Raw genomic sequence first — 14,314 nt, 5'->3', positions numbered from 1 at the left:
GCGTTCCCAACGACCGACTTTTTCCCAACCCCATGCGCATTCTCTGCCTTCTCTCCCTCCTGGCCGTCTCCGCCCGCGCGGAACTGAAACTCCCCGCCATCATCGGCGACAACATGGTGCTGCAGCAGAAGCAGGCCAATCCGGTCTGGGGCTGGGACGCTCCGGGCACCGAGGTGACGGTGACCTTTGCCGGACAGACCAAGACCGCCAAAGCCGGCGCGGACGGCAAATGGACTGTGAAGCTGGATGCCGTGCCGGCGAATGCGAAGCCCGCGACGATCAGCATCAAGGGCAGCAGCAGCAAGGAGCTGAAAAACGTGCTCGTGGGCGAGGTGTGGATCTGCTCCGGCCAGTCCAATATGGGGTTCAACCTCAGCAGCACCTGGGATGCGGACCTGGACATCGCCCAGGCGAAGGACGCCCAGCTCCGCCTCATCTCCGTGCCGCAGGTGGGCACGCAGGAGATCCAGAATGACTTCAAAGGCCAGTGGGAGGAATGCACGCCCACCAGCGCAGCGCAGTTCACCGCCGTGGGCTACCACTTTGGCCGCGTGCTGCGCGAGATGCTCGGCGTTCCTGTGGGCCTCATCGACAACGCCTGGGGTGGCAGCGCCTGCGAGGCCTGGGTGAAGCGAGATGTGCTGGAGAAAGACCCGCGCTTTGCCTCCATCATCGCACGTTGGAAGCAGACGGAGTCGACTTTTACGCAGGCGGCTTTCGACAAGCAGGTCGCTGATCATAAGACGAAGGTGGCCGAATGGGCCAAAGCCCGCGCGGAAGCCCTCAAGGCAGGCAAGATGTTCACGGCCCAGGCGCCACGTGCACCGCAGAACCCCCTCACCGGCCAGCACCGCCCCGGCAACCTGTATGCCGGTGTGCTGCATCCCACCATCGGCTACGGCATCAAGGGTGTGATCTGGTATCAGGGCGAGTCCAATGCCAGCCGCGCCAAGGAATACCGCGACCTCTTCCCCTTCATGATCGAGCATTGGCGCAAGGAGTGGAACCAGGGAGACTTCCCCTTCTACTGGGTGCAGCTGGCCGACTTCAAGCCCTACCAGACTGAGCCAGGAGACAGCGACTGGGCCGAGCTGCGCGAAGCCCAGACCCTGACGATGAGCAAGCTGCCGCACACCGGCCAGTGCGTCATCACCGACCTCGGCGAAGCCAACGACATCCACCCCAAAAACAAGCGCGACGTGGCCGAGCGCCTCGCCCGCTGGGCTCTGGTGAAGGACTACGGCCAGCAGCTCGTCTATCGCAGCCCCGAGCTGAAGGGCGCGAATTTTGAAGGCGGCAAAGCCCTTCTCACCTTCGATTTTGCACCGCAGGGCCTGCGCACGGTGGACACGGACGAAGTCAAAGGCTTCGCCGTCTGCGGCGAGGACAAGAAATGGGTGTGGGCCAAGGCCAGCATCATCGGCGGCTCAAAGAAAGGCACCAACCAGATCGAAGTCAGCGCCGAAGGCGTGGCCAGGCCCGTGGCCGTGCGCTATGCCTGGGCGGACAATCCGGTATGCAATGTCTATTCCGCCGAAGGCCTGCCCGTCACCCCCTTCCGCACCGATGACTTTCAGATGATCACCGACCCAGCCAATCCGAACAGCGCCGAAGCGCAGAACGCCAGGCGTGCCGAAGAGCTCAAGAAGCTGATGGAGGCGAGAAAAGCCAACGAGGCCAGGAAGAAGGCGCCGGCCGGGAAGTAGGGGCAGTGCCGATGGCGATTATTTCTTTAGCAAACTTGTGTTAGAGGCGGCGGGCTGCGTATGTTTGTGACTTCACGTCACCCGCATGAACACCCGACCGCTTCTGCCTCTTCTCGCCCTGGTTCTGCTACCGTCCGCCCTCTGCGCGCAGCCAGCGGCGGCACCGCCACCGGCAGCGGCCCAGGCCATCGATGTGGCCTCAGGCGCCTGGGAGGGCATCGTGAACATCGATGTCTCGGTGCTGGTGCCCGACTATCGTGAGCCCTGGAATGCCGGCCAGCCCAGCGGCGGCAGCGGCACCGGCTTCCTCATCGGCAAAAACCGCTTCCTGACCAACGCCCACGTCGTCAGCAATGCCACGCGCATCCTCATCCGCACCACGAACGACCCCGAGCCGCATGCGGCCAAGATCGTCCACATCGCGCATGACTGCGACCTCGCGCTGATCGAGGCTGAGGACGGCAAGCATTTTGAAAAACTCAAGCCGCTCGACTTCGGCGGCATCCCGCAGCTCAATACCGAAGTCATCGCCATCGGCTATCCCATCGGCGGTGATCGCATCTCCGTCACCCGCGGCGTCGTCTCCCGCATCGACTTCCGCCCCTACAGCCACACCAGCGTGGACTCCCATCTCGCCATTCAGGTGGATGCCGCGATCAATCCCGGCAACTCCGGCGGCCCTGTAATGCAGGCGGGCAAGGTCGTCGGCGTGGCCTTCCAGGGTTTCAGCGGCCGCGTGGCGCAAAACGTCGGCTACATGATTCCGGTGCCTGTGATCAAACGCTTCCTCAAGGATATTGAAGACGGCCGCTACGACCACTATGTGGATCTCGCCGCGAGCGACTTCCCCATCGAAAATCCGGCACAGGCCAAGGCGCTGGGCACCAACGGAGACGGAGTGGGCGTGATGGTCGGAGATGTGGAGCCCCAGGGCAGCGTGGCAGACATCCTGAAAATCGGAGACGTCATCCTCAGCATCGATGACAACCCGGTGATGAACAACGGCCTTGTACGCTTTGAGGGGGAGCTGATGGACATGAATGAAATCGTCGAGCGCAAGTTCGCCGGAGACACCATCAAGCTGAAGTACCTCCGCGGCGGCAAAAAGCTGGAGGCCACCGTCACGCTGAAGCGCTTCGACCCCTATGTGCGTCTTGGTGCGCAGTACAACCAGCGCCCCCGCTACATCGTCAATGCCGGCCTCGTGTTTCAGCCGCTGGACCGCAACCTGATGGACGCCCATCAGATGCGCGACGACACGGTGAACTACATCTTTGACAACTTCCTCACTGACAAGCTCTACGTGGAGCGGCCCGAGCCCGTCGTGCTCACCAATGTGCTGCCGGATGAGGTGAACACCTGGATCACCCCTTACGCGCACAGCGTCGTGGATGAGATCAACGGCGTGAAGATCAAAACGCTCAAGGATGTGCAGACCGCGCTTGCGAAAAAGGACAAGCCCTTCATCGAGATCGTGCTGCTGGAAAAAAACCGTCCCCTGGTGCTCAAGCGTGAACTCGCCGAGGCCGCGCACAAACGCATCATGGAGACCTACAACATCCTGGAAGACGCCTATCTGGGCGATGAATAACCGCGAGATCCGAACTTGAACCTTTCATCCTCGAAGCAGCCATGAAGCTCTCCCAGATTTTTCTCCTCTCCCTCGCAGTCGGTGCCGTCTCTGCGCGCGCGCAAGCCCCCGCGCCTGAAGAAGCCCCCAGAAAGAAACGCGCCCCCGTGGTCGCCGACGCGCCGCACCAGGTGGTGCAGAGCAACTCCCTGGTGCGCGTGAACGCCACCTCCCAGTCCTTCAGTCTGCACCTGCCGTGGCAGAAGGAGTCGCCTTCGGGCCGCCGCGGCCTTGGCGTCGTGCTTGCCGGAAACCGTGTGCTCGTCACCGGGCAGATGGTCGCAGACGCCACCTACATCGAGCTGGAGCTTCCGGACAAAGGCCAGAAGATTCCTGCCAAGGTCGTTGCGGTGGACTATGAGGCCAATCTGGCGCTGCTGGAGTCTGCCCCGTCTGAAAAGCAGAAGGCCTTCTTTGCCGGGCTCAAGCCCATGGCGGTGGACACCAGCACCCACATCGATGACAAGGTGGACATCCTGCAGACAGGCCGTGTGGGCGAGCTCATCAAAAGCGAGCTCAAAATCGGCAAGGTGCTCACCCGCCAGTACAACGTCGAAGGCTCGGGCTTTCTGGTCTATGAAGCCAACAACATCGTGCGCAGCGAGGCCAACAGCTTCACCCTCCCGGTGGTCAAAGGAGGCAAGCTCGTCGGCCTGCTCCTCAGCTACGACTCCAAAAACCAGGTCACCACCATCCTGCCTGCGCCCATCATTGAGCACTTTCTCAAGGACTTCGCAGACGGCAGCTACGAGGGCTTTCCCAGCCTCGGCATGGAGCTGCAGTCCACGCTGGACGAGCAGTTCCGCGAATTCCTCGGCCTCAAGCCCGATGCCCCCGGCGTGCTCATCAGCATGGTCATGAAGGGCGGCTCCGCAGAAAAAGCCGGCATGAAAAAGGGGGACATCCTCGTGGCCATCAACGGCTTCGCCATCGACTCACGCGGTGACTACAAGGACCCGCAGTTCGGCCCCCTCAGCTCCAGCCACCTCGTGCGCGGGCGTGCCTACGTGGGGGACAAGGTGGAGATCAAAGTGATTCGTGAAGGCAAGGAAGTCACGCTGAACGGGCAGCTCACTCGCCGCAAGCCGGATGACTACCTCGTGCTGCCATACCTCTTCGACAAAGGCCCGCGCTACGTGCTCATGGGCGGGCTGCTGTTTCAGGAGCTCTCACGGCCGTATCTCGACGCCTTCGGCGAGGAGCGTCGTGGCGGCGCCATCCTGCGCCTCGCGCACATCGCCTCCCACCCGGACCAGTTTGAGGAGGAAGGTCGCAAAAAGCTCGTCTTCCTCAGCCTCGTCCTGCCCACCCCCAGTGCCCAGGGTTACGACAAGCTCGGCGGGCAGGTGGTCAACAAGGTCAACGGCATGGCCATCAAGGATCTCAATGATCTCGCGGAGGCCTTCAAGAACGCGAAGGACAACATGCACGTCATCGAGCTGAATGAATTTCCTCACATCCTCTACCTCGACACCTTCAGCGCTGAGCGCGACAACATGCGCCTGCTCGGCGGCGCGTACCGCATCGGCAGCCTGAAGCGTCTGGAGTAGCGGTTACTTCACCGCGCCGATCAGCGTCTGCAGCCGCGACACCTGCGCCTTCAGCAGCGTGATCTCCGCCTCCATCTTCGTGCGCCAGTCCGCATCGGACGAGTCTTCCGGTGCGGGAATGGCCGGCGCATGGGCGGAGAGCGTGGCAGCATCTGCACCTGCCACCTCGCCGCAGAGCAGGTGCATGAACTGCGCCACGCGCTGCCCCGGCCCTGCGGGGATGCACTGCACCAGCGGCCCTTCGTTGTAGCCGATCAGCTCCGCCAGCGCGTTCTCCACGCTCTGCATGTCGGGAAACTCAAACAGGCGCTCCGTTCTCTGTCGCAGCTCGCCTGCGGTTTGCGAGCCGCGCAGCAGCAGCATGCACAGCAGCGCCATGTGGGGGCGCTCCAGACCGGGCAGCTTGCCTTTCAGGTTGTGCCGGTACTTCAGCGTGCGGCCGCCCACGATGTTCACTTCAAAGACGTAGCCGTGGGACTTCATCGACTCCAACGCCCGCAGCACGGTGCGTTCATCATAGCGCACGATGGGGTCACGATTGGTCGTCTGATTGCATGCCGTCACCAGCGCGTTCAGCGTCATCGGGTAATAGTCTGGCAGAGTGATCTCCTTTTCGAGCAGGCAGCCCATGACGCGGGCTGCCTCGGGCGTGAGGGTGAACAGAATGGCGGAGGTGACGGATTCAGCGGACATGGAGGATGGCTTGGGAAAAAGCCGCCCATCATCCACGGCTCCACGCCGCGTTCAAGATCCGGTCATGGTTGGTTTTAAAGGAATGTGAAATTAATTCTGAATACTTACTGGGGGGCGGCGTCGAATGTTCTGTTATGAAAACGAAACTTCTCCTCATCTGCGGCGCACTCATGGCCGCGATCTCGCTCTCCTCCTGCGATATCTACGGGTATCCAGCCTACGGTTACGGGTACGGTGGCTACGGACGCAGCTACTATAACAACAACTACTATTCCAGCCCGTTGCTGGGCATGGGGCTGCTGGGTGGGTACTATGGCGGTTACTCCAGGCCCTACGTTTACAATAACTACTACAGCCGGGGCTATTACCCCAGCAGCTACCGCTCATACGGCAGCTTTGGCAATTTCGGCAACGTCGGTTACAACCGGGGACACTACGGCTCTCCGTTCGTAGGCCGTCCCAGCCTGCCCTCGTTTAACAACAGCTTCCGCGGCCCCTCTCTAGGCAGCCACAGCTTTGCCAGCCACAATCTCGGCGGCTCGCCATTCAGCGGGCACTCCACGCACGGCGGATCTTTTGGCGGCTTTAGTGGCGGTGGTCACAGCTTTGGCGGTGGCGGTCATAGCTTCGGCGGCGGTGGCCACAGCTTTGGTGGCGGCGGCCACATGGGTGGTCATCATCACTGATCTCGCGCCCGGCAGCACAGCCGTATTTTACCCACAGCGCTCAGGGTTTCCTGGGCGCTGTTTTTTTTGGCTGCGGCTGGCAGGCAAAGCCATTGCCTTTCACGGTGGCACGAGCATCTGCCACTCCCCCTCTGCCAGATCTCCCAGCTCATAGGGGCCGAAGCGCTCGCGGTGCAGCTTTTCCACCTGCCAGCCCTGGCTGGCAAACATGCGCCGCACCTGATGGTAGCGGCCTTCGGTGAGCGTGAGGCGCGCGGTCTGGGTCGAGACAATCTCCAGCTTCGCGGGCAGGCAGGGTTTGTCCTCGCTGCGCAGCATGAGGTCGCCTTTGGTAAAGATGCCGATGAGCGCGGGATCGAGTTCCCGATCAACTTCGACGAGGTAGGTCTTTTCGATGTCGGATTTGGGCGAGGTGTAGCGATGCACGAGGCTGCCGATGTCCGTCACCAGCAGCAGTCCGCTGGTGTCCTTGTCCAGACGGCCCACGCTCGTCACCGCCGGATTGCGGTCGGGCCAGTGGGAGGGCAGCAGCTCGTAGATGGTGGGCCCTTCGTCCGCGCTGTGTGTGCAGGCATAGCCGACCGGTTTGTGAAACATCGCCAGCAGCCCGTCCGGCGCCTCCAGCGGTTGGTCATCCACGGTGATCAGAGCGGCGTCCACACGCTGGTCGGAGCGCTTCACCACCACACCGCCCAGCTTGACGCGGCCCTCCTTCACAAACGCAATCGCCTCCCTGCGTGAGCAGTAACCGAGGGCGGAGAGCAGTTGATCAAGGCGGCGCATGCGGAAGCCCGTACTCCATCTCTCAGGTGCCGTCATGCCATTTCGCAGCCTCCCTCCCCCACCAGGCATGTTCCTGCTGGGGAATAGGGGGTTACTTCGCGCAATCTCGGCCTGCCACCGCACGTTTCATCCCTGCCATGACGCCCCCTGCTTTTCTCGATGTCTCCCGCCGCCAGTTCTTCCGGCAGTCCGGCCTGGGGCTGGGTGGCGTGGCACTGGGCTCGCTGCTGGCGCAGGATCTGCCCGCGGCGGCTGCGCCGCTGGTGCCGCGACCGCACTTTGCGCCGAAGGCCAAGCACATCATCTACCTGCACATGATCGGCGCGCCCTCGCAGCTGGATCTGTATGACTACAAGCCGCTGCTGCAGAAAATGGACGGCCAGAACTGCCCGGAGGAACTCACCAAGGGCAAGCGCTTTGCCTTCATCGGCGGGGAGATGAAACTGGCGGGCACCGAGTTCAAATTTCAGCGCCACGGCCAGAGCGGCCTGGAGCTCAGCGAGCTGCTCCCGCATCTTGGCACCGTGGCGGACGACATCTGCGTGGTGAAGTCCCTCCACACGAATGAGATCAATCACGCGCCGGCTCAGATGTTTCTGCACACCGGCTTTGGCCAGGGCGGGCGGCCCAGCTTGGGCGCGTGGGTCACCTACGGCCTCGGCACGGAGAATCGCGACCTGCCTGCGTACGTGGTGCTGCTCTCCGGCCCGGCGGGCGGCGCGGGCTCCACGCTCTGGAGCACCGGCTTTCTGCCCAGCGTGTACCAGGGCATCCAGTTTCGTGGCAGCGGCGAGCCCGTGCTCTTTCTCGGCAATCCGCCCGGCCACAGTGCCAAAGACCGCCGCCATGTGCTGGATGCGGTGAAGGCGCTCAACGAGCAGCAGCTCGGCATCGTGGGAGATCCGGAGATCGCCACCCGCATCAGCCAGTACGAGATGGCCTACCGCATGCAGACCAGCGTGCCGGAGCTCATGGACATCACGCATGAAAACAAGGCGACGCTGGAGATGTATGGCGCTCAACCGGGCAAAGCCTCCTTTGCCAACAACTGCCTGCTGGCGCGCCGGCTGATCGAGCGCGGCGTACGCATGGTGCAGCTCTTTGATTCCGACTGGGACCACCACGGCGGCCTCAAGCAACGTCTCGCCGCCAAGGCCAAGGACGTGGACCAGCCCATGGCCGCCCTCGTGCGCGATCTCAAGCAGCGCGGCCTGCTGGACGAGACGCTCGTGATCTGGGGCGGTGAATTTGGCCGCACCCCGCTGCGCCAGGGCAGCAATGGTGATGGCGTGAAAACCTCTCCCGGCCGCGACCACCACAAGGACGCCTACACGATGTGGATGGCCGGTGGCGGCACCAAACCGGGCACCGTGTATGGCAAGACCGACGACTTCGGCTTCAACATCGCCGAAAACCCCGTCCACACCCACGACCTCAACGCCACCGTGCTCAGCCTGCTGGGCCTCGACCACGAGCGCCTCACCTTCCGCTACCAGGGCCGCGACTTCCGCCTCACGGACGTGCATGGCGAGCTGGTGCCGGGGATTTTGGGGTGAGTGGGTTGGGGAGTGTCGTGCGAGGAGATTCAGCGAGGCATCATGTGCTTGCGTATTTATAATGCAATAAAGTTGCATTATAACGATGTATATTGCAAATTTGTTGCGTTTAACAAACGGCCATTCTGCATGACTACCCTCGCTTCCAAACTCCCTGTCACGGTTCTCTCCGGCTTTCTTGGCGCGGGGAAAACCACGCTGCTCAACCATATCTTGCGCAACCGGGAGGGGCGGAAGGTGGCGGTCATTGTGAATGACATGAGCGAGGTGAATGTGGACGCGCAGCTGGTGAAGACGGGGGATGCACGGCTCTCGCGGACGGAGGAAAAAATGGTGGAGATGAGCAATGGCTGCATCTGCTGCACGCTGCGGGAGGACCTGATGCTGGAGGTGACCCGGCTGGCGCAGGAGGGGAGGTTTGATGCGCTGCTGATCGAGTCCACCGGAGTGTCTGAGCCGATGCCGGTGGCGGAGACTTTCACCTTCAAGGATGAGCAGGGGCGCAGTCTGAATGATCTGGCGCAGCTCGACACGCTGGTGACCGTGGTGGATGCGCGGAATTTTCTGAACGACTACTACAGCACGGATGACCTGCAGCAGCGCGGGCAGGCGGTGTCTGAGGAAGATGGGCGCACGATCGTGCATCTGCTGACAGACCAGATCGAGTTTGCGAACGTCATCTTGATCAACAAGATCGATGAAGTCAGCGCACAAGAGCTGGAGGACATTCGCGGTGTAGTCCGTGCGCTGAATCCGGAGGCCAGGGTGCATGAAACACGGTGGTCGGAGGTGCCGCTGGAGGCAGTGCTGGGCACTGGACTGTATGAGCTGGCCAAGGCTGAGCAGGCGGAGGGCTGGCTGGACTCCCTGAACGGGCACACGCCCGAGACCGAAGAGTATGGCATCAGCAGCTTCATCTACCGGGCACGGCGGCCGCTGCACCCGCAGCGGTTTGACGCCTTCATGCGCGCCGCGTGGGAGGGGGTGATCCGCGCCAAGGGCATGTTCTGGCTGGCCACGCGCATGGAGCTGGCGGGCTATCTCTCCCAGGCGGGGGTGCTGCGCGAAACACGCGCGATGGGCCTGTTCTGGTCCGCCGTGAGCCGCGATGAGTGGCCGATGGATGCTGACGCGCTGGCGGAGATCGAAGCGAATTTGCAGGAACCCTACGGCGACCGCCGCAGCGAAATCGTGTTCATCGGGCGGAGGATGGACCGCGCCGCACTCACGGCGCGGCTGGATGCCTGCCTGCTGAATGACGATGAGATGAAAGCCGGGCCCCATGAATGGCAGGCGCTGCCAGATCCCTTCCCTGCGTGGGTGCCGACGAATGAAGCGGAGGAAAGTGTATGAGGCTCAGCGAAGGCCCAAGCGTGCATGGATTTCCAGCACGGGCTGGGCCTGATTGAGGGTGTAGAGGTGGACGCCGTCGGCCTGGTGATCGAGAAGGTCGGTGCATTGCTCGGCGGCGTGGTGGAGGGCGATGCGGCGGAAGGCATCGGGGTCATCACCTGCGCGATTGAGGGCGCGGAGGAGGCGGGCGGGGTAGCGCATGCCGCCTGCGAGTGCGGCCATGCGCTGCATGCCGCTGGCGGAGGTGAGCGGGAGAATGCCAGCGAGGATAGGCGCGTGGATGCCCGCCAGTGCGCAGCGGGCGCGGAAGTCGTGGAAGGAGTGGTTGTCAAAGAAGGCCTGGGTGCAGAGCCAGTCGGCACCGGCGTCCACCTTGGCCTTGAGGTGGTCCATTTCCGTCATGCGGTTGGGCGTGGCGGGATGGCCTTCGGGGAAACAGGCGACGCCGATGCCGAAACCGCGTGGGTCGGGGTGCAGGCCGCGTTCATTGAACTGGCGGATAAAGCGCACAAGCTCGGCAGCCTGCGCAAAGGCACCCGTGCCTGCGCCGCCCACCGGCGGATCGCCGCGCAGAGCCAGGATATTGCAGACTCCGGCGGCGGCGTAGCGGGTGAGCAGGGCCATGATGTCTGACTCGCTGTGGCCGACGCAGGTGAGGTGCGGGATGGGATCAAAGACATCGCTCTGCCGCAGCTCGGTGACGAGGCTCTGCGTGAGCTCACGCGTGCTGCCACCCGCGCCGTAGGTCACGCTGGCAAAAGCGGGACGCAGCGGCGCGAGCTGGTCGAGCGTGGTCTGCAAGGTCTTCACCGCCGCAGAGGTGCGCGGCGGGAAGAACTCGAAGGAGAACGTGGTGGTGCCACGTGCGGCGGAGAGTATGTCCTGGATGTGCATGGCCCTTACGCGGTGGGTTGCAGTTTGGCTGCGCGTAGATTTTTCGCGGTCTGCACCATGTGGATGAGAGAGATCTTCACTTCGGGCCAGCCGCGTGTTTTGAGGCCGCAGTCAGGGTTCACCCAGAGATTGCGGCGGGGGATGACGGCCTCGGCTTTGCGCATGAGGTTTTCCATTTCAGCCACGGAAGGCACGCGCGGCGAGTGGATGTCGTAAACGCCAGGCCCGATCTCATTGGGATAGTGGAAATCCACGAAGGCGCCGAGCAGCTCCATGTTGGATCGTGAGGTCTCGATGGTGATGACATCGGCGTCCATGTCTGCGATGGCGGCGATGATGTCATTGAACTCGGAGTAGCACATGTGCGTGTGGATCTGGGTGTCGTCCCGCACGCCGCTGGCGCTGAGGCGGAAGGCGGTGACGGCCCAGTCGAGGTAGTGCGCCCACTCGGCACGGCGCAGCGGCAGCCCTTCACGGATGGCGGGCTCGTCGATCTGAATGGCGGCGATGCCTGCGGCCTCGAGGTCCACGACCTCATCGCGGATGGCCAGGGCGATCTGGCGCGTGGTCTCGGAGCGCGGCTGGTCATCGCGCACAAAGCTCCACTGCAAAATGGTGACGGGGCCGGTGAGCATGCCCTTCATGGGGCGTGGGGTGAGGGACTGCGCGAACTGCGCCCAGCGCACCGTCATCGGCACGGGGCGGCTGACGTCTCCGTAAATGACGGGCGGCTTCACACAGCGGGTGCCGTAGCTCTGCACCCAGCCATTGGCGGTGAAGAGGAAGCCATCGAGCTGCTCGCCGAAGTACTCCACCATGTCATTGCGCTCGAACTCGCCGTGCACCGGCATGTCGAGGCCGATCTCGTCCTGAAAGGCGACGCAGGCGCGTGTTTCGTTTTCCAGATACACCTCATACTCGGCGGTGGTGAGCTCGCCTTTTTTCCACCGGGCGCGCATGGAGCGCACCTCGGCCGTCTGCGGAAAGGAGCCGATGGTGGTGGTGGGAAACTCCGGCAGGCCGAGCCGTGACTGCTGCAAAAGCTGGCGCTGCGGGAAGGGCGAGCGGCGGCGCGCATCTTCATCCGTCACCTGTGCGAGCCGCGCCCGCACCTCCGGATTGTGCGTTCTGCGGCTGGTGGCGCGGCTGTGGATGGCGTCCTGATTTTCCTCCAAGACACCACTGCGTGCGGTGCCGCGCAGCAGCGCGCTGAGGGTGACGACCTCGTTGATTTTTTCGTCCGCGAAGGCCAGCCAGTTTTCGATCTGTGCATCCAGTGCGGGCTCGGAGGCGAGGGTGACGGGCACGTGCAGCAGAGAACATGAGGGAGCTACCCAGAGGCGGCGTGCGCCCAGCTTTGCCCGGGCTGCGGTGAGCAGCTTGAGGGAATGGGCGAAGTCGTTTTTCCAGATGTTGCGTCCATCCACCACACCGAGGGAGAGGATCTTGTCCGGTGGCAGATGATCGAGCACTGCGTCCAGCTCCTCTGGTGCGCGCACAAAGTCGCAGTGGAAGGCGTGTGCAGGCAGCGAGAGGAAGAGCGGCAGATTTTCCTGCAGCGCGCCGAAGTAGCTGGCCACGATGATTTTTAAACCGGGCGCGGCTGCCGCGAGCCTGCGCCAGGCATCCACCACGGCATCGCGCTGCTGTGGGGAGAGATCGAGTGCGAAGACGGGCTCGTCGATCTGCACCCATTCCGCACCCTGTGCGGCGAGACGGCGCAGGATCTGCTCATACACGGACACCAGCCCGTCCAGCAGAGACCAGCGGTCAAAGTCCGGATGATGCGAGTCCTGCACCTTGCCGAGCGAGAGATAGGTCGCCGGGCCGGGCAGCACGGGCTTGGCACGCAGGCCCAGCGATTGAGCCTCGTCCAGTTCGCGAAACACCTTGTCTCCCACTAGGCGGAACTGTGTGTCTGCGCGGAACTCGGGGACGATGTAGTGGTAATTGGTGTCGAACCACTTGGTCATCTCGCAGGCAAAGGCCGCCTCATGCCCGCTGCTGCAACCGTGGGCGCAGCTTTCATGGCCTTCGCCGCGCGATCCACGCGCCATGAGAAAGAGGGTGTCCAGGCCGATGCTGTCCCCGGACCAGCCAAAGCGTGGAGGCACGTTGCCAATGAGGCAGGAGAAGTCGAGCATCTGGTCGTAGAAGGAGAAGTCATTGCATGGGATGAGGTCGATGCCTGCCGCGCACTGTTTGGACCAGTGGTTCCGGCGCAGCCTGCGGCCGACTGCTTCCAGCTCCTCCTGGGAGATTTTGCCATGCCAGAAGGCTTCCGTGGCTTTCTTGAGTTCGCGCTGCTCGCCGATGCGGGGGTAGCCCAGATTGTGTGTGTGGATGATGTTGTCGCTCATAGCGACGGGATAACTATCGCCGGATTCAGCATTCACAATCCAGAGAGTTTTGTGGATCATCATCAAAATGGCTTATGATGGCGGCATGATCGAAATCCGCCATCTGCACGCCCTCATCGCCCTGGCCGAGACGGGGAATCTCTCCAAGGCCGGCCGCCGCCTGCACCTTTCCCAGCCTGCGCTTTCACATCAGGTGAAGAGCATCGAGACGCATCTCGGGGTGCCGTTGTTTGAGCGCAAGAGCAGCCCGCTGCGGCTGAGCCCCGCCGGAGAGCGTCTGCTGGGTGCGGCGCATGAGATCGTGAAGCAGATGCGGCAGTGCGAGCGCGATGTGGCGCGCATCGCGGAGGGGAAGGCCGGGCAGCTCCGCATCGCGGTGGAGTGCCACTCGTGCTTTGACTGGCTGATGCCCGCGATGGATGAATTTCGCATCGCGTGGCCGGAGGTGGAGATGGATCTGGTCTCCGGCTTCCAGCCCGACCCCACCGGGCTGCTGATCGAGAATCAGGCCGATCTCGTCATTGTCTCCAAAGCGCCGCCACGCGAGGACGTCGTTTATCATCCGCTCTTCCGCTACGAGGTGCTGGCGCTGCTGGCGCACCAGCACCCGCTGACGCGCAAGAGCCACCTGACCGCGCAGGATTTTGCCAAGGAGACGCTCATCACCTACCCCATCCCGGATGACCGCATTGACCTGGTGAGGGAGGTCCTGGCCCCGCTGGGAGTGAACCCCGTGCGGCGCACCGCCATGCTGACGGTGGCGATCTTGCAGCTCGTGGCCAGCCAGCGCGGGGTGGCCGCCATGCCCGGCTGGGCCGTGCAGCCCTATCTGGAGCGCAACTACGTGGCCCACCGCCCGGTGAGAAAGAGCGGCCTCTTTTCCCAGCTGAATGCCGCCACCACTCGCACCCTGGCGGGCACGGCGTACATGCGTGAATTCATCGCCACGATGAAGAAGGTGAGTTTTGACAGCCTGAAGGACATCACGGCTGTGTCGGCGGATGGGAGGTGATGGGCGGGGCATGAGCCATCACCGCCGTGTGTTGGCGGGCAGGACACGCAGCCACGCAAAAAGAGGATGACTATTAGCCGTGAATCATCTA

Annotated in this window: 11 protein-coding genes; 7 read left to right on the top strand and 4 right to left on the bottom strand. The window is 63.0% G+C overall.

The window, feature by feature from the left end:
- The first annotated feature begins 32 nt into the window (after positions 1-32).
- From ACZ5WW_RS14945 to ACZ5WW_RS14935, 3 genes are all read left to right on the top strand, one after another.
- The gene (locus ACZ5WW_RS14945; protein WP_377171593.1) at positions 33-1,706 is read left to right on the top strand and encodes a sialate O-acetylesterase; all 1,674 of its coding nucleotides are present in this window, start codon (positions 33-35) and stop codon (positions 1,704-1,706) included.
- 85 nt (positions 1,707-1,791) lie between these two features.
- Positions 1,792-3,297 carry a S1C family serine protease gene (locus ACZ5WW_RS14940; RefSeq protein ID WP_377171591.1) on the top strand — a complete coding sequence of 502 codons (1,506 nt, stop codon included), beginning with the start codon at positions 1,792-1,794 and terminating at the stop codon, positions 3,295-3,297.
- Positions 3,298-3,338: 41 nt separating this feature from the next.
- Positions 3,339-4,886, top strand: a complete 1,548-nt coding sequence (locus ACZ5WW_RS14935) for a S1C family serine protease (RefSeq protein WP_377171589.1) — start codon at positions 3,339-3,341, stop codon at positions 4,884-4,886.
- A gap of 3 nt (positions 4,887-4,889) precedes the next feature.
- Here the strand turns inward: ACZ5WW_RS14935 and ACZ5WW_RS14930 are convergent, their stop codons facing one another.
- A complete protein-coding gene (locus tag ACZ5WW_RS14930; protein WP_377171587.1) occupies positions 4,890-5,579 on the bottom strand; it encodes a YceH family protein in 690 nt (229 codons plus the stop codon).
- A 134-nt stretch (positions 5,580-5,713) separates the two neighbouring features.
- Between ACZ5WW_RS14930 and ACZ5WW_RS14925 the strand changes: the two genes are divergently transcribed.
- A complete protein-coding gene (locus tag ACZ5WW_RS14925) occupies positions 5,714-6,265 on the top strand; it encodes a hypothetical protein (RefSeq protein WP_377171585.1) in 552 nt (183 codons plus the stop codon).
- Positions 6,266-6,364: 99 nt separating this feature from the next.
- Here ACZ5WW_RS14925 and ACZ5WW_RS14920 read toward each other — a convergent pair whose 3' ends face one another.
- Complete coding sequence (locus ACZ5WW_RS14920; protein ID WP_377171583.1) at positions 6,365-7,048, bottom strand: pseudouridine synthase; 684 nt, start codon at positions 7,046-7,048, stop codon at positions 6,365-6,367.
- A 137-nt stretch (positions 7,049-7,185) separates the two neighbouring features.
- Here ACZ5WW_RS14920 and ACZ5WW_RS14915 point away from each other — a divergent pair, with 137 nt between their 5' ends.
- A complete protein-coding gene (locus ACZ5WW_RS14915; protein WP_377171581.1) occupies positions 7,186-8,604 on the top strand; it encodes a DUF1501 domain-containing protein in 1,419 nt (472 codons plus the stop codon).
- Positions 8,605-8,733: 129 nt separating this feature from the next.
- The gene (gene zigA, locus ACZ5WW_RS14910) at positions 8,734-9,957 is read left to right on the top strand and encodes a zinc metallochaperone GTPase ZigA (RefSeq protein ID WP_377171579.1); all 1,224 of its coding nucleotides are present in this window, start codon (positions 8,734-8,736) and stop codon (positions 9,955-9,957) included.
- A gap of 3 nt (positions 9,958-9,960) precedes the next feature.
- Here zigA and ACZ5WW_RS14905 read toward each other — a convergent pair whose 3' ends face one another.
- Both ACZ5WW_RS14905 and metE read right to left on the bottom strand, forming a co-directional pair.
- Positions 9,961-10,851: a methylenetetrahydrofolate reductase gene (locus ACZ5WW_RS14905; RefSeq protein ID WP_377171577.1), complete on the bottom strand. Its 891-nt coding sequence runs from the start codon at positions 10,849-10,851 to the stop codon at positions 9,961-9,963.
- 5 nt (positions 10,852-10,856) lie between these two features.
- Positions 10,857-13,211, bottom strand: a complete 2,355-nt coding sequence (metE, locus tag ACZ5WW_RS14900; protein ID WP_377171575.1) for a 5-methyltetrahydropteroyltriglutamate--homocysteine S-methyltransferase — start codon at positions 13,209-13,211, stop codon at positions 10,857-10,859.
- A gap of 85 nt (positions 13,212-13,296) precedes the next feature.
- On the opposite strand from metE, the gene ACZ5WW_RS14895 reads away from it, so the two are divergent.
- The gene (locus ACZ5WW_RS14895) at positions 13,297-14,223 is read left to right on the top strand and encodes a LysR family transcriptional regulator (RefSeq protein WP_377171573.1); all 927 of its coding nucleotides are present in this window, start codon (positions 13,297-13,299) and stop codon (positions 14,221-14,223) included.
- The last annotated feature ends 91 nt before the right edge of the window (positions 14,224-14,314 follow it).

The organism is Prosthecobacter fluviatilis (assembly GCF_055388355.1).
This window is presented reverse-complemented; position numbering and strand designations above follow the sequence as displayed.

Excerpts from the sequence above, each read along its gene's own strand:
- ACZ5WW_RS14905 (WP_377171577.1), bottom strand. The coding sequence starts at position 10,851 with ATGCACATCCAGGACATACTCTCCGCCGCACGTGGCACCACCACGTTC.
- metE (WP_377171575.1), bottom strand. The coding sequence starts at position 13,211 with ATGAGCGACAACATCATCCACACACACAATCTGGGCTACCCCCGCATC.
- ACZ5WW_RS14915 (WP_377171581.1), top strand. The coding sequence starts at position 7,186 with ATGACGCCCCCTGCTTTTCTCGATGTCTCCCGCCGCCAGTTCTTCCGG.
- ACZ5WW_RS14920 (WP_377171583.1), bottom strand. The coding sequence starts at position 7,048 with ATGCGCCGCCTTGATCAACTGCTCTCCGCCCTCGGTTACTGCTCACGC.
- ACZ5WW_RS14925 (WP_377171585.1), top strand. The coding sequence starts at position 5,714 with ATGAAAACGAAACTTCTCCTCATCTGCGGCGCACTCATGGCCGCGATC.
- ACZ5WW_RS14895 (WP_377171573.1), top strand. The coding sequence starts at position 13,297 with ATGATCGAAATCCGCCATCTGCACGCCCTCATCGCCCTGGCCGAGACG.
- ACZ5WW_RS14930 (WP_377171587.1), bottom strand. The coding sequence starts at position 5,579 with ATGTCCGCTGAATCCGTCACCTCCGCCATTCTGTTCACCCTCACGCCC.
- ACZ5WW_RS14945 (WP_377171593.1), top strand. The coding sequence starts at position 33 with ATGCGCATTCTCTGCCTTCTCTCCCTCCTGGCCGTCTCCGCCCGCGCG.
- ACZ5WW_RS14935 (WP_377171589.1), top strand. The coding sequence starts at position 3,339 with ATGAAGCTCTCCCAGATTTTTCTCCTCTCCCTCGCAGTCGGTGCCGTC.
- ACZ5WW_RS14940 (WP_377171591.1), top strand. The coding sequence starts at position 1,792 with ATGAACACCCGACCGCTTCTGCCTCTTCTCGCCCTGGTTCTGCTACCG.
- zigA (WP_377171579.1), top strand. The coding sequence starts at position 8,734 with ATGACTACCCTCGCTTCCAAACTCCCTGTCACGGTTCTCTCCGGCTTT.